Origin of the sequence: Bradyrhizobium ivorense (assembly GCF_900696085.1) — a bacterium.
GTDB lineage: Bacteria > Pseudomonadota > Alphaproteobacteria > Rhizobiales > Xanthobacteraceae > Bradyrhizobium > Bradyrhizobium ivorense.
Genome location: NZ_CAADFC020000016.1, coordinates 141,383 through 159,953 on the forward strand (window position 1 = coordinate 141,383; position 18,571 = coordinate 159,953).

Genomic DNA, 18,571 nt, shown 5'->3' on the forward strand with positions numbered 1-18,571 from the left:
GTTCTGCGGCGCTGTCCTCCAGAGTGAGAGGGCGGCGCTGCGCTTCGTGACGGGTTGGAGGCCGAGAGAGAGGCTTTCGGCCGCCCGTCGCGGAGTATCATCCCATGGCGACTGCCGTTCAGAAGATCACCCTCTCGCCCTCGCGCGACATCCCCTTCAACAAGCTCTTGCTGAGCCAATCGAACGTCCGCCGCGTGAAGGCCGGCGTCTCGATCGAGGAGCTGGCCGAGGACATAGTCCGTCGCGGCCTGCTCCAGGGCCTCAGCGTCCGCCCCGTCGTCGACCAGGCCGGCATCGAGACCGGCATGTTCGAGATCCCCGCCGGCGGCCGCCGCTATCGGGCGCTCGAGCTGCTCGTGAAGCAGAAGCGCCTCGCCAAGACGGCGCCCGTACCCTGCATCGTCCGCGACAGCGGCATCGCCGAGGAGGACTCGCTCGCCGAGAACGTCCAGCGCGCCCCGCTGCACCCGCTCGACCAGTTCCGGGCCTTCCTGGCGCTGCGCGAGAAGGGCCAATCGGAGGAGGAGATCGCCGCGGCCTTCTTCGTCTCGGCCAATGTGGTGAAGCAGCGCCTGAAGCTTGCGTCGGTCTCGCCCGCGCTGCTCGACTTCTACGCCGAGGACGGCATGACGCTCGACCAGCTCATGGCCTTCACCGTGTCGGGCAACCATGAGCGCCAGGAGCAGGTGTTCGAGCGCCTGAAAGTTTCCTACGACAAGCAGCCCTATGTCATCCGCCGCATGCTGACCGAAGGCGCGGTCCGCGCCTCCGACAAGCGGGCGCAGTTCATCGGCGTGGACGCCTACGTGGCGGCGGGCGGCACGGTACTGCGCGACCTGTTCCAGGGCGACGATGGCGGCTGGCTGCAGGACGTTCCGCTCGTCGACCAAATGACGGCCGACAAGCTGAAGGCGGAGTCGGAGGCGATCGCCGCGGAAGGCTGGAAGTGGATCGAGGTCGCGCCCGACTTCGCTTACGGCCACGCCTTCGGTTTGCGCCAGGTGCGCGGCGAGACCGCTCCGCTGGCGGCCGAGGAGGAGGCGAGCCGTGATGCGCTCCAGGCCGAACTGGACCGGCTGTCCAACGAATACCAGGACGCCGACGACCTGCCGGACGCGGTGGACGAGCGCCTGTCGGAGCTGGAAACCGCGATCGAAGGCTTCGACAACCGACCCGTGCTGTTCGACGCCGCCGAAGTCGAGCGCGCCGGCGCCTTCGTCAGCATCGGCGCCGACGGCCAGCTTCGCGTCGAGCGCGGTTATGTTCGGCCGGAGGACGAGCTGCCGGCCAAACCGGAGACCGAGCTGTCCGCGGACGGCGAGGACGAGCGCGCCATGGCCGCCGGTTACGAAGGCCCTGAAGCCGCCGTCACGGCAGAGCCCGACGCCGACGCGGAGGAGGACGAGGGCGTTTCGCCGATCTCCGATCGGCTGATGACCGAGCTGACCTCGCACCGGACGCTGGGCTTGCGCCACGCGCTCGGCGAGCGGCCGGATGTCGCCTTCCTCGCGGCTCTGCATGTCCTTACGCTGAAGACCTTCTACCACTATGGTTCGGATAGCTGCCTCGAACTCGATGTGAAGAGCATCAGCTTCGGCACCCAGGCGCCGGGGCTCAACGACAGCGCCTCGGCCGAGGCGATCCGCGTCCGACACGAGAGCTGGGCGAAGGCGCTGCCGAAGGAGTCGGCCGACCTCTGGGAGGCGCTCCAGGCATGGGATGGCGACAGTCAGGCAGGCCTCTTCGCCCACATCGTTAGCCTCTCGGTCAACGCGGTCTACGAGCCCTGGAACCGGCGGCCGCGGGCGTTCGCCCATGCCGATCGGCTCGCTCAGGCCGTCGATCTCGACATGGCGGCCGCCGGGTGGAAACCGACCGTGGACAACTTCCTCGGCCGGGTGACGAAGGCCCGCATCCTGCAGGCGGTCGCGCAAGCGAAGGGTCAGCGCGCCGCCGACCGGATCGAGCATCTGAAAAAGGGCGACATGGCGGCCGAGGCGGAAACGCTGTTGGCCGACACCGCTTGGTTGCCGGAGCCGCTCCGCACCGTTGGTCAGCCGCTAACCCACGCTGCCTCCGCGGCAACCGAGCAACAACATGTCGAAGTGGGCGATGAATCGACGGCCATCGGCGGCGAAACGGCTATGGCCGAAGATGAGCCGACTGCGGAGAATGAGACGGCCCACGACGCCCCCCACGCGATCGCGGCCGAATAACCGTCAACGACTTACGAGACTGGCCCGCCGGTGACGGCGGGCCTTTTTCGTATGGGAGAACGACCATGGCGCAAAACCCGCATGATCTTGCGCGCCGTCTCGCCGATCGCGCCGAGGCGGTCTGCCGTCACTACCTATCCAGCGGTCGGCGCGAGGGCCGCTATTGGCTGGTCGGCGACGTGCGCAACACGCCGGGCCGCTCGATGTATGTGCGGCTCAAGGACTCACCCAAGGGCCCGGCCGGAAAATGGACCGACGCCGCGACGGGCGAGCACGGCGATCTTCTCGACGTGATCCGAGAGAGCTGCGGGCTCATCGACTTCAAGGACGTTGCCGACGAGGCGCGGACCTTCCTCAGCATGCCGCCATCCGAGCCGATGCCGGCAAACCCGCGTCAGGTCCCGGCACCGCATGGATCGCCTGAGGCGGCCCGCCGTCTGGTCGGCATGTCGCAGCCGATCATAGGCACGCTCGTACAGGCGTATTTGCGGGAACGCGGCATTACGGATTTACGCGGAACCGGAAACCTGCGCTTCCACCCGCGATGCTATTATCGGCCCGACGAGCATTCGCCGACCGAGACCTGGCCGGCGATGATCGCGGCCGTCACCGACCTCGACGGCAAAATCAGCGGAGCGCATCGCACCTGGCTCGATCCCCGACGCCTCGACAAGGCGCCGATCGACACGCCGAGACGGGCAATGGGCGATCTTCTCGGCAACGCTGTGCGCTTCGGAACGGCGAGCGATGTGATGGCGGCCGGCGAAGGCATCGAAACCGTTCTGTCGCTCCGGCAAGTCTTGCCCGACATGCCAATGCTTGCGGCGCTCTCTGCGGCACATCTCGCTGCCATCCTGTTCCCCGACACGCTGCGCCGGCTCTACATCGTCCGCGACAACGACCCGGCGGGTGACGGGGCGCGAGATGCGCTGATCGAACGGGCGAACGCGGCCGGGATCGAGGCGATTGTCATCTCGCCCGAGCTGGACGACTTCAACGAAGATCTTCGCACGCTCGGCCTGGATGCACTACGCATGGAAGCCCGGTTGCAGGTCGCGCCGCAGGACGTCGCCCGCTTTATGGCGTTGGCGGCATAGCCGGCAGGAGAACGGGCCTGCGGTTTCGCCGCCGCGCTCGGCGGATGCGTCAATCCATCGGAGGGGGACCGCGCCTCGGCCTTCGAGAGGGCGATCGGCCCACAAGCCGGCCAGCCGGGCAATGGCGGCGGTCGACTATTTTCCGGCGGCCCTGCGGGCCTTTCCATCGCGAGGCAAAATAGTCGGCCTTAGCCATCGAGCCCTGCGCTGCGCTCCGGGTGCCCGGCCGTCCGGCTGGTGGGCTTCGTCGCCATGAAGGCCGCGACGGTCGCGGTCCAACCGACGGAGCATCCCATGCGCGATCACGACGACTACGAACCGCACCACGAATCCTCACCCACCGACCATGTCCTCAACGAACTCCAACTTCACGGCTATCGCCCCTTCGCAGACGAGCCCGACCAGCGACTTCTTCCCGACGGCAACCAGGTCGCGGGCGCTGTCGCCGACATCTTCGACGCCCTGATCGGTACCCTGGAGGACACGCGCCTCGAACCCGACCTCGACGATCTCCTCTGGTCGACCACCAACGTCTTCCACCGCGCCACCGACCGTATCGGCCGGGAACTGGACGACAACGAGCAGGCCCAGAAGCGGGCGCAGCGCGAACAGGACGGCAGCGAGGTGAAATCCGTCGAACTCGAGCGCTTGATTGCCGAGGGCATGACGCTGATCGAGCGCCAGAACGCCTTTGAGCTAATGCGCGACCAAGCCGCGGAACACTATGAGCGCCACGTCGGAAAGACTTGGCTTCCGCGCAGCGGATCGAAGGTCAACCATCGCAATCTCACCTCGGCGATGATCGACAGCCGAGACTTCCTGATGGCGAAGAAGCGTGCAGACCAAGAGGTACTCCTGCCGCCGGGCCCGAAGATCGTCGTCACCGGCGGGCTCGACTTCGATGACCACCGGCTGATCTGGGCCAAGCTCGATCAGGTTCACGAGAAGCATCCCGACATGGTGCTGATCCACGGCAAATCGCCGAAGGGCGCCGAGAAGATCGCCTCGCTCTGGGCAAAGAATCGCAACGTCCCGCAGATCGGCTTCGCGCCCGACTGGACGAAGCACGGCCGGGCAGCACCCTTCAAGCGCAACGACGACATCCTGGAGATCGTGCCGAAGGGCGTGATGCACTTCCCGGGCACCGGCATCCACGACAACCTCGCCGACAAGGCCAAGAAGCTCGGCATCCCAGTCTGGAAGTTCGGCGGCGCGTAAGCGCCGCCTAGCTCAAGTCGATGTTCCAGAACCTCAGCACGTCCTCAACCTCAGCCTTCGGGTAATGGAGGTAATCGGCATTGGCCAAATCGGACCGCATCTTCGACTTCCGTTTCGCGATTTCGCGCTCAATGCGCTGCGTGAACGGTGCAGTGCCGGGCGGCAGGATATCCGGGCGATCAGGACTCGGCCAGCTTTTGGGGTAATCGGAGGGCGTCCAACCTGATCGGACCTGTTGCGCCTGCGGCTGCACGGATTCGTGCTCACACGCCCACCCGTAGAGATGGAACGAGCAGACCCGCAGCATCGCCTTGATCTCGGGAATTGTGTCGGTGAAGCCCTTCAGCGAGGTCGGCAACCACACCATGTTCGCGACGCATGAGAAATAGCGCGGATCCTGCACAACATTGCTGCGCTGAGCGAATGATGGATCGTCGTAGCCCCAGATATGACAGACGGTCCAATTCTTGGGCTTGGGCGTCGCCACATCGAGCGCAGCCACCAGCGCATTGAGCGCCGCCACGTTACCCTCGAACTTCTCGGCGGTTACGCCCGTCGCCTTCCGCGTGTTGGTATATCGGCGAGACCAACCGGCATCGTAGAGCGGGCGACCTCGCGCCGTGTGCGGCGCCCACACCGGCAGCGCATGGAACGTGTCCGGATGAACCCACCGGGCCGTTCGCTCAATGAGTTCGACGATCGCGGGAATGTCGGCCCGCAGCGCCTCGTTGCCATCAGGCACATGAAATCCACTTGCCACTGGTCCCCTGCCGATATTCTCGCCTCGGCTGCGCGAGACGTCCGGCTGAAGTCTTGGCACCTGGGCTGTTGAGTTATTCGTCGATTACCATTTCGGACCGGCCGACGCACCCCCGCCTATCTGCGCTGATCCTTGGTCAGACTGATCGCTTGACGCCATCAACCCGTGAAGGGTCGGCTATGCGAGCATGCCGCCGCTGCGGCTCCGCCTGCGCGGTGATTGCAGCGCTCAGCCCGACACATCGGGCGCCTGTCAGCGGGGGATGGTCCTCCGCTCGAACAGGAGCCGGATCGATGTCTCTCAACGACGCACACGCCTTCGCCTTTAGCCTCGCCACCACGCTGATGGCAGCCATCATCATCTTCCAAGCTGGCGACGGCACGCTGTCGGTCACGCCCGCCAGCGAATATGACGGTGACACCGCCGCCATCGTCCACGAGATCGACCCCTTCGCCCCCTGAGCCGGGCGACGGAAATCGCCGCCGATTTCCGCTCCCGGCACGCGCGCTCTTGCGTTATACTTCAGCCGCGCCGTGGTGGTGGTGGAAGGCGCGGCCGTCAGACCTTGTCCATACGGAGGCCACCGCCATGATCATCCTCGCAATACTTGCATCCCTCGCAGCGATAGGCCTGCTTTGCTGGCTGCTGTTCACGCTGGCCGTCTTCGCGCTGCCGGCGTTCGTCGGCGTGACCACCGGCGCTTGGGCGCACAGTACGGGCGCCGGCATCCCGGGCGCCATCCTGGTCGGCGCCGTCGCGGCGGCGATCACGCTCGCCGCCGGCCATCTGCTCATCACCTTCGTCCGGCCTATGTGGTTGAAGCTGATCGTCGCCGCAGCCTTCGTGGCGCCGGCGGCGATCGCCGGCTTCCATGCCACCCATGGCATCGTGAAGCACCTCATGCCGTCCGACGCGTGGCAGATTACCTTCTCCGTCATCGGCGCGGTCGCGGTCGGCATCACCGCCTTCGTGCGGGTCGCTGGAATGGCGACGGCTCCGGTCCCGTCCGGCCGGGACCTTGCACGGGCCTGATCTTCGTCATCGCCGTCAGGAGGATCAGGGCAGCCGTGGCCGTGGTCGCTCCCGTCGTCTGATGCTGGAACGATGGGCGTGTGCGACGCGGATCGACGCTCGTCCGGAAAGGCGGTCCTCGTTGGAGCGCTGCGGGAGCAGAGCCGTGTCTTGGCGGGCACCGGACATCGGCACGGCGATCTCAGTGGCGGCGGCGGAATGCCAGGATGCAGCAGCGTCGGCGTGGCGGGAGGAGACGAAGTCGGTGAGCATGCCGTGGCGCCGATTGCCGTTGCGGGACGGCCGCCATCTTCTCCGTTATCTGACCGTGCCTCGACCGCACCAAACGGCCTCTTCAATGGCCTGATCTGGCCGAAAGCCGGCTGCGCCTCGATCGCCTATGACGCAACAGCCGCGTCAAACTTTCTTCCCCTGCCGGCTGCGCCGTCATTCCTCGCGAGACAAGAAAGTCCTCCTTAGCTGTCAGGCCCCTTCGGGGTGCGCCGTCGATCGCCTCCGGCCTGCCGATCGCCATCGAGGCCGCAATGGTGCGGGCTCGGGAACGGAAAACGGAGACTTACAATGGCGACCATCGGCACCTTCAAGAAGACCGGCTCGAACGAGTTCACCGGCGAAATCGTCACCCTCAGCGTCCAGGCCAAGAGCGTGCGCATCGTCCCTGACCAGCGCGCCACCGGCGAGAACGCCCCTAGCCACCGGGTTCTGGTCGGCCGCGCCGAAATCGGCGCCGCCTGGTCCAAGCGCTCCAACGAGGGCCGCGACTATCTGGGCCTCAAGCTCGACGATCCGAGCTTCAACGCCCCGATCTACGCCAACCTCTTCGACGACGAGGAAGGCGACACCTTCTCGCTGATCTGGTCCCGTCCCAACGGGCGGCGCGGCGACTGAGGTCCCGCGTAAGGCCCCGGCCTTCCGGCCGGGGCCTTACGCGCTCAGGGCGACCGAATCAGTTCGTCCGCTCAAGCCGCGGGTATCGGGCTTAAGAGCGGCTTTCAGCTCGCCAAACCAGCCGAGAGCGACTATTATAGTCGTTTTCGTAGCGTGCGGAGTCCGGACTGTAGGAGGTGGTCATGCATGATCACCGCCCGACAGTCCCGGGCCGCCCGCGCGTTACTTGGTTGGAATCAGGAGACGCTCGCTGACAAGGCCCTGGTATCGCTGACCGCTCTGAAGCGCGTGGAGTCCGAGAACGGACTCGCCGTGCATGAGTCGACGCGCGACCAGGTCCGCCGAGCGCTTGAGGAGAACGGCATCGTCTTCCTCAACTCCGATCAGGGCGAAGGAGTGATGATTGTTCGGCAAGACCGCCCGCGGCCAGCTCGGCGCGCCTGAGCTCAACAATCCCGCATTGCACCGCCGTTTCTACGCTATGGCCGTCGTGCAAACTCCATCCGTTTCGGATATGACGCGGTGGGGACGTTAACTATGAGCGGTAAATCCGACTTTCTCGACCAGCCACCGACAGATGCGCGGCTCACTGATTATGACCGCGCGCACTTGGCGACCTACTTGCGCCTGCTCGATGCGGAACGCGAAGGCGCGCCCTGGGAAGAAGTGGCCAAGATTATCTTCGGCATCGATCCGAAGACCGATCAGTTGCGCGCCGAAGCTGTATACCAAAACCATCTGGCGCGGGCGCACTGGATGACCAACAACGGTTTCCGCGACCTTATACGAGCCAGTTTTCATTAACCCTTTCTACCTCAGTGATGCAGATCTTGCATCACCCACACGCGTCTTCGGGCTTCCCAAATCGCCACTCAACCGAGAATCGTTAGGGCTTGCAGTCCTCGCGTTGAGCGACGCAATGGGAGGCCAAGGATGCCGGAGCAAGGCACATGGCGGATCTCAACCGCCTATGACTATGTAAATGAATTGGACGCTCCGGACCTGGCCTGGGAATTTCTAAGGCGTAATCCCGAGTATCAACAAGACTACAATCGGTTGAAGCAAAGAGGTTTTGGGGAAGACGAGGCCGCTGCAGCTCTCTCGGCCAAATGGGGGTTATCCTTTCGCGGCCGACCCCGAACTTCCGGCACCCAGCGCGAACGCAGCTTGGTCGCCGATGGCCGATCCCTGGATGCTGATCCTGCAGGGGCTCCCGACCTGGGTTGCACCTGCACCTGCTGCTAACGGGGAAGCGCTGCCCGCATCTTCCGATGTCATCGACTCGCGCATCCAGGTCGGCGACGAGCTGATGCGCGCGCGCCGCCCGGGCCCGGTCGGCCAGGCGCCGCCTTCCGCCGCGATCGTCGTGCTCGACGACGCCACACCGGATCGGTTGGAGGCGCTCGCCCGCTATTGGCGCGGTCTGTGCGCGCCGCCCGCGCCGCCCGATCCGCGCATCACTCCGCAGCGGCGGCAGCGTCTACGCCAGATGCTGCGCGCCGTCGATGCCCGGCTCGAACGGGAAAGCTACCGCGCTATCGCGACGGTGCTCTTTCCGAAGCACCGCATCGAGGCGGCGTCCTGGGCAGGCGACGCGCTCCGCGAGACGACCATCCGTCTCGCCCGTGACGGCATGAAGCTCGTCCATGGCGGCTATCGCGATCTCCTAAAACGTCCGCGCAAACCCTAGCCGCACCGGCGCCCGCAAGGGGTGTCGATTATTCCCGCAAATCTTCGACATCGTGGATCGCGCCCTAGCGAACGACCGTGCGCTGGAACCGCCGCCGGCATCCGGCAGCCCCCCAGCACCACACGGAGCTCGATCATGGCCGAAAGTGCGACCGTACAAGTCCCTCCCCGCTATTTGCGCACGCCTGAAGCGGCGCGCTTTCTCGGCCTCTCAGGCCGGACGCTCGAAAAACACCGCACCTATGGCACGGGTCCCGTCTTTAGGAAGCTCGGTGGCCGTGTCGTCTACGCCGTCGCCGACCTGCAAGCATGGGCCAATCGCGGCACCAAGAACTCGACCGCCGATGGGAACACGGTCCTGCCGGCGAAGCGTCATCAAGCAACCGGCGCGGCAGGCGGCCACGCGCCGCAGCGCTGAGCCGATCGTAGATGTCGGCGCGCCATCACAGCAGCGAACGCGAGCAGCTCGATCTCTTCCGGGCACTGCCCGGCGATCTCGCGCCGCGCGACGCGCAGGACCTGATGGCGTACCCTTTCTTCGCACTGGGCAAGTCGAAGCGGATCGCGCCGATCGACTTCAAGGCCGGCTCCGTCGTCATCCGTGTGGAGGCGGTCCCCGAGCACGGCATGGCCACCATCTGGGATGCCGACGTGCTGATCTGGGCCGCCTCTCAGATCGTCGAGGCGCGTGATCACGGCCTGCGCCCGTCGCGTCTGATGGCGACCACGCCCTACGAGATTCTGCAGTTCATCGGCCGCGGCGTTTCCTTGCGCGACTACGACCGCCTGAAGGCCGCGCTCGACCGCCTTCAGTCGACGACGGTGGCGACATCGATCCGCCAACCAACGGAACGGCGACTGCACCGCTTCTCCTGGATCAACGAGTGGAAGGAGCGCGCCGACAGCAGAGGCCGGCCGCTCGGCCTCGAACTGATCGTGCCGGACTGGTTCTATGCCGCCGTTCTCGACGACGCGCTCGTGCTGACCATCGACCGCGATTATTTCGGCCTGACGGGCGGCCTCGAGCGCTGGCTTTACCGCCTCGTGCGCAAGCACGGCGGCAAGCAGGAGTTCGGCTGGAGCTTCGATTTTCCGCATCTCCACGCCAAGTCCGGCTCGCTCTCGCCGCTCAAGCACTTCGCCTACGACCTGCGGGACATCGTCCGCCGGCAGCCGCTGCCAGGCTATCGCCTGACCATCGAGCAGTGCCTCGGCGGCCCCGAAATCCTCTCCTTCAAACCCATCGATCCGAACGCGCTCGGCATCCCCCGCCAGCGCCGCCGCTCGACCAAGCGCCCTGGGGATAAGCTGTGAATCGTCTCGTGCTATCGGGGACCGGACCCATCGTGCCATCGAGGACCCGATCCTCGTGCTATCGGGGACCGGAATCGTCGAATCTTCTCGCTGAATCAGTAACTTGCAAGCTCCGTAACTTCTCTAACCTAGATTCCTTCGGAATCTTTCTAACGCAAACCGCATTTTCGCGGCGTGTGGACGAGTCCCCGATCGCCGGGAGACCGTCATGATCGTCGCGCTGCTCAACCAGAAAGGCGGCGTCGGCAAGACGACGATCGCGCTCCACCTTGCCGGCGAATGGGTGAAGCGCGGCCAGCGCGTCACCCTCATCGATGCGGACCCGCAGGGCTCGGCGCTCGACTGGTCCCAGCAGCGGGCGCGCGAAAGCCTGCCTCGGCTGTTCGGCGTGGTTGGGCTGGCGCGCGACACCCTGCATCGCGAGGCGCCGGAAATCGCCCGCGACGTCGACCACGTCATCATCGACGGCCCGCCGCGCGTCGCCGGGCTGATGCGCTCGGCCTTGCTCGCCGCCGACCTGGTGCTGATCCCCGTGCAGCCATCGCCCTTCGACGGCTGGGCGTCGGCCGAGATGCTGTCGCTGCTCGGCGAAGCCCGCATCTACCGGCCGCAGCTTGTGGCGCGCTTCGTCCTCAATCGCTGCGCCGCGCGCACCGTCATCGCCCGCGAGACCGCCGAGACGCTCGCCGACCATGACCCGCCGCTGCTCGCAGCCAGGATCGGCCAGCGCGTCGCCTTCGCCGATACCGCGCAGACCGGGCGATTGGTCGGAGAGCTCGACAGCGACAGCGCCGCCGCGCGCGAGATCGCCGCGCTCGTCACAGAGATCGGAAGGATCGCGCCATGACCGCGACCCCTCCGAAGCGGGCCTTCGCCGCCCGGCCAAGCGATGCGGAGACTTGGATCAGGTCGGCCGATGCGCCTGCGCCGCGCGTGCCTGATGCCGCGATCTACGCGGCACGGCTGACGATCGACGTCACGCCGGATCAACGCGCGCGGATCAAGATCGCCGCCTTCCAGCGCGGCGTCACCGTCGCCGACATGCTGCGCGAGCTGCTCGCGCGCGAATTCCCGCAAAGCAATGGAGACGCGACATGACCCGCGCCGCCGCCATCCATGACCGCGCCGAGCCCATACCGGCCGCGCCGCCTCCTCACGACCTGACCGAAGTGGAGCTCACCTGGATCGAGAAGCGTGTAGAGAACTGGATCAGGTTCGGCCGTGAGGTCGGCGAACAGATCCTCGACCGCCGTCGCCGCGTGCTGCGCTTTGCGCCGGACAGCGTCTTCGCCTTCGTGCGCTGGGCCGCCAACGACTACGGGACCATCGCCTCGAATCTCGACGTGCTGCGCACCGTCCGCGCCGGCGAGCCGCAGCAGACCGTGCCCTTCGTGCGTCCCGGCGGCGACATCCTGCTCAAGGTCGAAGGCTGGCCCAAGGTCGAGCGCGTGCTGCAGATGATCGATGCGATCGAGGCGATCGGCATCGATCCGAGCGACGTATCGCCCGATCATTGGCGGCACGTTCACAACAGGATGAGCGCCGGCGAACAGCCGCGATCCTACACGGCCGAGCACCACAAGGCCTTCCTGCTGCGTCGGAGGGCCGGATCATGAGCCGCTTCGGCTACGTCATGGTCACCTACTTCCTGACCGTGGGCATGGCGACCGCCGCCTTCGTCGACTTCCCGACAAAGCTGATCTGGAACGCCTCGGCGAGCACGCCGATCGGACTTTACAGCATCGCGCCGGCAGACCGCTTCGATGTCACCGATCTCGTCGCCATCCGCGCCCCCGAACCGCTCGCCGCCTTCATGGTTGAGCGCGGCTATATCGGCCGCGGCGTGCCCTTGATGAAGCGCGTCGCGGGCGTTCCCGGCCAACAGGTCTGCCGCCGCGATCACGCCATTACCGTGGATGGCGTGCCGATGGGCGATGCGCTCGACCGCGATCATCTCGGCCGCTCGCTGCCCGTTTGGAAGGGCTGCCGCCGCATCGCCGAGGGCGAGCTTTTCCTGATGAACTGGTCTGTCCGCGACAGCCTCGACGGTCGCTATTTCGGCCCGCTGCCGACCAGCGACGTGATCGGCCGGGCGACGCCGCTCTGGACCGATGAGCACGGCGACGGCCGCTACGTCTGGCGCGCGCCGACCCGCTGAACTGCCGCTTCCACCCCCAACTCAAGGAGACGACCATGACCCAGATCGGCCAATTCACTCGCACCAAGTCCGGCTATTCCGGGCGGCTCACCGCGCTCGGCATCGACGCCGAACTCGCTTTCGTTCCGGCCGAGGCGTCGGAGGCCGAGAACGCGCCGGACTACCGTGTCTTGCTCGGCGGGGACGACGGCATCGAGATCGGCGCCGGCTGGAAGCATGTCGGCGAACGTGCCGGCGACTACGTCTCCGTGCAGTTCGACAGCCCGCTGTTCCCGCGTCCGCTGCGCGCCAACCTCTTCCGCTCCGGCGACGACAACGGCACCTGGAGCCTCCACTGGTCGCGGCCCGCCAAGCCGCGCAAGGAGGACTGATCGATGCGCGGCCCGCATCGATCGCAGCATCATCGGAGCGGCACGGACAAGTCCCGTGCCGCCTCCCGGCTGCTCCTCCTTCTCCTTTCCGGCCTGCCGATCGCCGTTTCGCCAATGTCGCCGGCGCAGGCTCAGACCGTGCCGCCGGTTCCGGCCGAGGCGAGCACCCAGCTCGCCGGCTTCGTGAGCGAGGCCTCGCAGCGGTTCGGCGTTCCGGTCGCCTGGATCCGCGCGCTCATGCGTGTTGAAAGCGCCAACGACGCGCGCGCCGTCTCACCCAAGGGCGCGATGGGCCTGATGCAGATCATGCCCGACACCTGGGCCTATCTGCGCGCCCGCTATCGCCTTGGCAGCGATCCGTTCGATCCCCGCGACAACATCATCGCGGGCACGGCCTATATGCGCGAACTCTACGATCGCTACGGCGCACCGGGCTTTCTCGCGGCCTACAATGCGGGACCCGGACGGTACGACGACTACCTCGCGAATGGCCGCCCGTTGCCGGCCGAGACGCGCGCCTATGTCGCCCAGCTCACGCCCCTTGTCGGCGGCGAAGCGTCTCCGGCCATCGTCACTGTTGCTGCCGCCGATCCGCTGGCGTGGACGCGCGCACCGCTCTTCATCGGCGCCTCTGAACGCGGTCCGGGCGCAGGTCCGGTGCAGGCCGATGCGCGGGCGCGTGACGGCGACACCGCGGCGACACCGCGTGATGCGGCGACCGATGCGAACCCGACCGGCGGCCTGTTCGTCTCCCGCCGGGAGCCTGCAGGCCCGCGATGACTGTCTCACTCGTCCATCGCAGCGTGGCGAACCCCAGCGCAGAGTGGAGGGCGTTGGGAGGGAAAACCGCAAACACAACCGCACGATGGCAGGATAAAGGGGCGCGATGTGCGCTTCGATTCGGTTGTGCTTTTTCAAGGGGTTATGGCGCGATTTCGCGAGGTGCGCCTGATCGGCGCAGCCTGCGCATCGGCGCATTTTTCAAGAATATCATCGCGTTGGCGCGATGTGCGGAGCGTCGGGCATGACCGACGAGCACGACTTCCGCATCCGGCCAGGCCGCATCCGCTCGACCAGCGCGCAGCGGGCGAGGCCCTTCATCGCCCAGGCGCTGGCGGCCGTCCAGCGCGCCGGCGGCAGCGTCTCCCGGCAAGGGCAGATCGGGTCCGGCGCGCGGTCCCGGTTCGGGCGCGGCCAGCGCGCCTCGATCCAGGCGAACCGACTCATCACCGCCCGGTCGCGCGGTGCGGTCATTAAGGCGCGGGTCGTCCGTCATAGCGGGCGGTCCGCGCCGCTCTCGATGCATCTCGATTACCTGCGCCGCGATGGCGTCACCCGCGACGGAGAGAAGGCCCGGCTGTTCGGCCCGGGCGGCGATGACGTCGATGTCAAGGATTTTGCGCAGCGGTCCGAGGACGACCGCCACCATTTCCGGTTCATCGTCTCGCCGGACGACGCGCTGGAAATGTCCGACCTCAAGGGCTTCACCCGCGAACTGGTCGGCCAGATGGAGAAGGATCTCGGCACGCGGCTCGAATGGGTCGCGGTGGATCACTGGAACACCGAACATCCGCATGTCCACCTGATCGTGCGCGGCGTCCGTGATGACGGCGAGAACCTGGTCATCTCGCGCGACTATATTAAGGAGGGCATGCGCGATCGGGCGCGCGACCTGATCACCCAGGAGCTGGGGCCGCGCACCGATCAGCAGATCCGGCAGACGCTGGAGCGCCAGATCGACGCCGACCGCTGGACCAACCTCGATCGCCAGCTTGCCCACGACGCCTATCGCACCGGCGTCATCGATCTCGCGCCGCATGCCGATCGGCAGCCCGACGAATTCCATGCCCTGAAGATCGGGCGGCTGCGCAAGCTCGAAGGCCTCGGGCTCGCCGACGAGATCGGCCCGGGACAATGGACCATCTCGGACAAGGCCGAGGCGACCCTGCGCGAACTCGGCGAGCGCGGCGACATCATCAAGCGCATCCACCACGGCCTGACCGAGCGGGGCATCGAGCGTGGAGCGGCGAGCTACGTGCTGGCGTCCGAAAGCCTGAACGATCCGGTCATCGGGCGACTGGTCGCCCGTGGCCTCGACGACGAGCTGAAGGGCACGGCCTTCGCTCTCGTAGACGGTGTTGACGGCCGGACCCACCACATCAAGCTGCCCGATCTCGACGCGGCTGGCGACAGCGCGCCGGGTTCGATCGTCGAGCTTCGGAAATTCGATGACGCGCGCGGCCAGCGGCGCGTGGCGATCGCGGTACGCTCCGACCTCGACATCGAGCGGCAGGTCACCGCGACCGGCGCGACCTGGCTCGACCGGCGGAATATCGCCCGCGAGCCGGCGGCGCTGGGCGGCGGCTTTGGCGCCGAGGTGCGCGACGCTATGGACCGGCGGGCCGAGCACCTTGTTGGCCAGGGCCTCGCCGAACGCCAGAAGCGCGGCGTCAGCTTCCAGCCCGGCCTCGTCGACACGCTGCGGCGTCGCGAGCTGCAGGCCGTCGGCGAACGCATCGCCGCCGAGACCGGGAAGCCGCAGGTGAAACCTGAATCCGGCGAATATGTCACCGGCACCTACCAGCGGCGGCTGAACCTCGCGAGCGGCCGCTTCGCCATGATCGACGACGGGCTCGGCTTCAGCCTCGTGCCCTGGACGCCATCACTCGAAAAGCAGCTCGGCCGTCACGTCTCCGGCGTCGCCAGGGGCGACGGCGGGGTCGACTGGAGCTTCGGCCGGCAACGAGGACTGGGGCTGTAGGTGCCAGAGAAGGCGGTAGATATTCTCGATCAGGCCGACGCGGTCTTAGAATCTCCCGAGCTGCGCCGCTTCGAGCCGATCCAGATGCTCCTGGTGCTGCCCCTGCGCACCCTCGAATTGCGCCAGCATCTGTTCGGCCGCTTGGGTCGCGCGTCCGTTCGCCAGCAGCCGCCCAACGAGTTCCTGCTGACGAGCGACAACCGCCGCGCCGTCGCGCACATGCCTCCTGACCATTTCGATTTCTGTCTCGCCCTCGCGCATCGCAGCCCCCTTTGGCTCCTGCCGACAGTCGGGGCGCCCTTCCACGGAAGCATACGCCTGTTCCGGATCAGGTTCGATAGCAGAGGCGAAAGATCGCGCGCGATTAGCATCAGATGACGCCGCCCGTTCCGTTCAATCCCACACAATCGCTTGGAGATGAGAAATGTCCGCCACCAAGATCCTCTGGGGACAAATCCTAACCGTATTTGTCATCGTCATCCTGACGACATGGGCCGCTACGCAATGGACGGCCTACAGGCTCGGCTTCCAGCCACAGCTTGGGCCGCCATGGTTCATGCTCGGTCATTGGCCGATCTACTATCCGTGGTCCTTCTTTCCCTGGTGGTACTTCTACGACGCCTATGCGCCGCCGATCTTCGTCGAGGGCGCCTATATCGCAGCGTCCGGCGGCTTCATCTCGATCGCCGTCGCCATCGGCATGTCGGTGTGGCGAGCCCGCGAGGCGAAGAACGCCGAGACCTTCGGCTCGGCGCGCTGGGCCCGCCATGACGAAGTGCGCGGCGCCGGCCTGCTCGGCGAGGACGGCGTGGTGCTCGGCAAGTTCGACCACGCTTATCTTCGGCACGATGGACCCGAGCATGTGCTGTGCTTCGCGCCCACCCGCTCCGGCAAGGGCGTCGGCCTTGTCGTGCCGTCGCTACTGACCTGGCCGGGCTCGGCGATCGTCCACGACATCAAGGGTGAGAACTGGACGCTGACCGCCGGCTTCCGCGCCCGACATGGCCGCGTGCTCCTCTTCGACCCGACCAACGCGAAGTCGGCCGCCTACAATCCGCTGCTCGAGGTGCGCCGTGGCGAGTGGGAGGTCCGCGATGTGCAGAACATCGCCGACATTTTGGTCGACCCCGAAGGCAGCCTCGAAAAGCGGAACCACTGGGAGAAAACCAGCCACGCACTCCTGGTAGGCGCGATCCTGCATGTCCTCTACGCGGAGGAGGACAAGACGCTCGCCGGCGTCGCCGCCTTCCTCTCCGATCCGAAGCGGCCGATCGAGTCCACCTTGGCGGCGATGATGAAGACCGCCCATCTCGGGGAGAGCGGACCGCATCCGGTAATCGCGTCGGCCGCCCGCGAGCTGCTCAACAAGTCCGACAACGAACGCTCCGGCGTGCTCTCGACCGCCATGTCGTTCCTCGGCCTCTATCGCGATCCCGTCGTCGCCGAGGTGACGCGCCGCTGCGACTGGCGCATCGCTGACATCGTCGGCGCCAGGCGGCCGACCAGCCTCTACCTAGTTGTGCCGCCGTCGGACATCGCCCGGACCAAGCCGCTCATTCGCCTCATCCTCAACCAGATCGGTCGGCGTCTGACCGAGGATCTCAAAGCCAAGGGCAACCGGCATCGGCTGCTCCTGATGCTCGACGAGTTCCCCGCGCTCGGCCGGCTCGACTTCTTCGAATCCGCGCTCGCCTTCATGGCGGGCTATGGGTTGAAGGCGTTCCTGATCGCGCAGTCGCTGAACCAGATCGAGAAGGCCTACGGGCCGAACAACTCGATCCTCGACAACTGCCACGTCCGCGTCAGCTTCGCAACAAACGACGAACGGACCGCCAAGCGCGTCTCCGACGCACTCGGCACCGCGACCGAGATGCGCGCCATGCGCAACTATGCCGGCCATCGTCTCTCGCCCTGGCTCGGCCACTTGATGGTGTCGCGGTCGGAGACCGCCAGGCCGCTTCTCACCCCCGGCGAAATCATGCAGCTCCCGCCCGCTGACGAGATTGTCATGGTCGCTGGCACGCCGCCGATCCGCGCGAAGAAGGCCCGCTACTACGAGGATCGCCGGTTCAAGGATCGGATCATGCCGCCGCCGGCTCTCACACGGCCAACCCAGCCTGGGAAGGACGACTGGAGCAAGCTGCCGCTTCCGGCCCGGCCCGCGAGCATGGTGTCGGCCGACGCGGCAGTCGCCGAGGACGGCGCCGACGAAGATCCGACCGGATCCGAACGGCGTCGCCAGCCAGAGCTGGAACGCGCCGCGCCCGTCGAAAAGAAGGCGCCGATCGAGAACGAATTCGACGGCGGCTTCGACGACGAGGCCGATGACGACACGGCCCGGATCAGCCGCACCAACCAGATCATGCAGGGCGTGGCGCGTCAGGTCTCGCTCGATCCGAACGACGGCATGGAACTGTGAGGCGCCCATGACAAATCCGGCAAAGAAACAGCGCTTGTCAGTCTATCTCGAACCCGAGGTGATGAAGGCGCTCGCGGCCCATGCGGCCCGGCGCGATCAGTCGCGGTCGCTGATCGCCGAGGCGGCGATTGCATCCTTCCTCTCCCCGGATGCTGCCGAGCGCCAGGAAGCGGCGACGACCAAACGCCTCGACCAGCTCGACCGTCGCATGACCCGCATGGAGCGTGACCTCGGCATCTCGGTGGAGATGTTCGCCGTCTTTGTGCGCTTCTGGCTGACGACCAACCCGCCATTGCCAGAACCGGCGCAGGCGGCAGCACGCGCCCAGGCCGGCGAGCGATACGATGCGTTCGTCGCAGCGCTTGGCCGCAGACTCGCCAAAGGACCGAGGCTGCGGCAGGAGATTTCAGAGGACATCGATCCCGCGCGCGACGCGCAATAAGCAGCGATTGCGGCAACTCAAGTATTCGGCAATTCCGCCGATCGCCTGTTTTTGTACGCCACAGTACGACAAGCAAAACAACCTGTTGCCGATGACCGAATTCCGGTTCTCTTAATCATCCCCGATCCAGGGACGGCCTGACGCGGTCCCGCAAAGAACGGGGACGACGTGGCCGCTCCTTCCGAGAAATCCGAGGCGATACTTCG

General features: G+C 66.4%; 23 protein-coding genes. 21 read left to right on the forward strand and 2 right to left on the reverse strand.

Features of this window, described 5'->3' with window-relative positions:
- Positions 1-104 precede the first annotated feature (104 nt).
- The 3 genes from CI41S_RS20475 (at position 105) to CI41S_RS20485 (ending at position 4,531) form a co-directional block, all read left to right on the forward strand.
- Positions 105-2,216, forward strand: a complete 2,112-nt coding sequence (locus CI41S_RS20475; protein WP_139861317.1) for a ParB/RepB/Spo0J family partition protein — start codon at positions 105-107, stop codon at positions 2,214-2,216.
- A 65-nt stretch (positions 2,217-2,281) separates the two neighbouring features.
- On the forward strand, positions 2,282-3,313 hold the full coding sequence (locus tag CI41S_RS20480) for a DUF7146 domain-containing protein (RefSeq protein ID WP_139861318.1): 1,032 nt from the start codon (positions 2,282-2,284) through the stop codon (positions 3,311-3,313).
- 294 nt (positions 3,314-3,607) lie between these two features.
- Positions 3,608-4,531, forward strand: coding sequence for a DUF2493 domain-containing protein (locus CI41S_RS20485; protein WP_139861319.1), 924 nt, complete (start codon positions 3,608-3,610; stop codon positions 4,529-4,531).
- A 7-nt stretch (positions 4,532-4,538) separates the two neighbouring features.
- Here the strand turns inward: CI41S_RS20485 and CI41S_RS20490 are convergent, their stop codons facing one another.
- Complete coding sequence (locus CI41S_RS20490) at positions 4,539-5,273, reverse strand: hypothetical protein (protein ID WP_244626613.1); 735 nt, start codon at positions 5,271-5,273, stop codon at positions 4,539-4,541.
- 311 nt (positions 5,274-5,584) lie between these two features.
- Between CI41S_RS20490 and CI41S_RS43595 the strand changes: the two genes are divergently transcribed.
- The 16 genes from CI41S_RS43595 (at position 5,585) to CI41S_RS20560 (ending at position 15,504) form a co-directional block, all read left to right on the forward strand.
- Positions 5,585-5,752, forward strand: a complete 168-nt coding sequence (locus CI41S_RS43595) for a hypothetical protein (protein WP_008125146.1) — start codon at positions 5,585-5,587, stop codon at positions 5,750-5,752.
- Between the two features lie 127 nt (positions 5,753-5,879).
- Complete coding sequence (locus CI41S_RS20495) at positions 5,880-6,323, forward strand: hypothetical protein (protein WP_139861320.1); 444 nt, start codon at positions 5,880-5,882, stop codon at positions 6,321-6,323.
- Between the two features lie 561 nt (positions 6,324-6,884).
- Positions 6,885-7,211 (forward strand): DUF736 domain-containing protein, encoded by a 327-nt coding sequence (locus CI41S_RS20500; protein WP_025587398.1) that lies wholly within the window; start codon positions 6,885-6,887, stop codon positions 7,209-7,211.
- 186 nt (positions 7,212-7,397) lie between these two features.
- A complete protein-coding gene (locus CI41S_RS20505) occupies positions 7,398-7,655 on the forward strand; it encodes a helix-turn-helix domain-containing protein (protein WP_139861321.1) in 258 nt (85 codons plus the stop codon).
- 93 nt (positions 7,656-7,748) lie between these two features.
- Positions 7,749-8,015, forward strand: coding sequence for a DNA -binding domain-containing protein (locus tag CI41S_RS20510; protein WP_139861322.1), 267 nt, complete (start codon positions 7,749-7,751; stop codon positions 8,013-8,015).
- 129 nt (positions 8,016-8,144) lie between these two features.
- Positions 8,145-8,456 carry a transcriptional regulator domain-containing protein gene (locus tag CI41S_RS45375; RefSeq protein ID WP_430650034.1) on the forward strand — a complete coding sequence of 104 codons (312 nt, stop codon included), beginning with the start codon at positions 8,145-8,147 and terminating at the stop codon, positions 8,454-8,456.
- Entirely contained in the window at positions 8,404-8,901 is a 498-nt protein-coding gene (locus CI41S_RS20515) for a DUF2285 domain-containing protein (protein ID WP_139861323.1), read from the forward strand. The genes CI41S_RS45375 and CI41S_RS20515 overlap by 53 nt, the downstream gene beginning before the upstream one ends.
- Positions 8,902-9,036: 135 nt before the next feature.
- Positions 9,037-9,318 carry a helix-turn-helix transcriptional regulator gene (locus CI41S_RS20520; protein ID WP_139861324.1) on the forward strand — a complete coding sequence of 94 codons (282 nt, stop codon included), beginning with the start codon at positions 9,037-9,039 and terminating at the stop codon, positions 9,316-9,318.
- An 11-nt stretch (positions 9,319-9,329) separates the two neighbouring features.
- Positions 9,330-10,214 (forward strand): replication initiator protein A, encoded by an 885-nt coding sequence (locus CI41S_RS20525; protein ID WP_139861325.1) that lies wholly within the window; start codon positions 9,330-9,332, stop codon positions 10,212-10,214.
- A 208-nt stretch (positions 10,215-10,422) separates the two neighbouring features.
- Positions 10,423-11,061: a ParA family partition ATPase gene (gene parA / locus CI41S_RS20530; protein WP_139861326.1), complete on the forward strand. Its 639-nt coding sequence runs from the start codon at positions 10,423-10,425 to the stop codon at positions 11,059-11,061.
- Positions 11,058-11,312 carry a ribbon-helix-helix protein gene (locus tag CI41S_RS20535; protein WP_139861327.1) on the forward strand — a complete coding sequence of 85 codons (255 nt, stop codon included), beginning with the start codon at positions 11,058-11,060 and terminating at the stop codon, positions 11,310-11,312. Before parA ends, CI41S_RS20535 begins: the two co-directional genes overlap by 4 nt.
- A complete protein-coding gene (locus tag CI41S_RS20540) occupies positions 11,309-11,830 on the forward strand; it encodes a DUF2840 domain-containing protein (RefSeq protein WP_139861328.1) in 522 nt (173 codons plus the stop codon). Before CI41S_RS20535 ends, CI41S_RS20540 begins: the two co-directional genes overlap by 4 nt.
- Positions 11,827-12,372, forward strand: a complete 546-nt coding sequence (locus CI41S_RS20545; RefSeq protein ID WP_139861329.1) for a S26 family signal peptidase — start codon at positions 11,827-11,829, stop codon at positions 12,370-12,372. The genes CI41S_RS20540 and CI41S_RS20545 overlap by 4 nt, the downstream gene beginning before the upstream one ends.
- Before the next feature lie 35 nt (positions 12,373-12,407).
- On the forward strand, positions 12,408-12,743 hold the full coding sequence (locus CI41S_RS20550) for a DUF736 domain-containing protein (protein ID WP_139861330.1): 336 nt from the start codon (positions 12,408-12,410) through the stop codon (positions 12,741-12,743).
- A 3-nt stretch (positions 12,744-12,746) separates the two neighbouring features.
- Positions 12,747-13,523: a lytic transglycosylase domain-containing protein gene (locus tag CI41S_RS20555; RefSeq protein ID WP_139861331.1), complete on the forward strand. Its 777-nt coding sequence runs from the start codon at positions 12,747-12,749 to the stop codon at positions 13,521-13,523.
- Between the two features lie 244 nt (positions 13,524-13,767).
- Positions 13,768-15,504, forward strand: coding sequence for a relaxase/mobilization nuclease domain-containing protein (locus CI41S_RS20560; protein WP_139861332.1), 1,737 nt, complete (start codon positions 13,768-13,770; stop codon positions 15,502-15,504).
- Between the two features lie 45 nt (positions 15,505-15,549).
- On the opposite strand, the gene CI41S_RS20565 is transcribed toward CI41S_RS20560, so the two are convergent.
- Positions 15,550-15,765, reverse strand: coding sequence for a hypothetical protein (locus CI41S_RS20565; protein WP_139861333.1), 216 nt, complete (start codon positions 15,763-15,765; stop codon positions 15,550-15,552).
- A 163-nt stretch (positions 15,766-15,928) separates the two neighbouring features.
- Here CI41S_RS20565 and CI41S_RS20570 point away from each other — a divergent pair, with 163 nt between their 5' ends.
- Positions 15,929-17,923 (forward strand): conjugal transfer protein TraG, encoded by a 1,995-nt coding sequence (locus CI41S_RS20570; protein ID WP_139861334.1) that lies wholly within the window; start codon positions 15,929-15,931, stop codon positions 17,921-17,923.
- Between the two features lie 7 nt (positions 17,924-17,930).
- A complete protein-coding gene (locus tag CI41S_RS20575; RefSeq protein ID WP_139861335.1) occupies positions 17,931-18,365 on the forward strand; it encodes a ribbon-helix-helix protein, CopG family in 435 nt (144 codons plus the stop codon).
- Positions 18,366-18,571 lie beyond the last annotated feature (206 nt).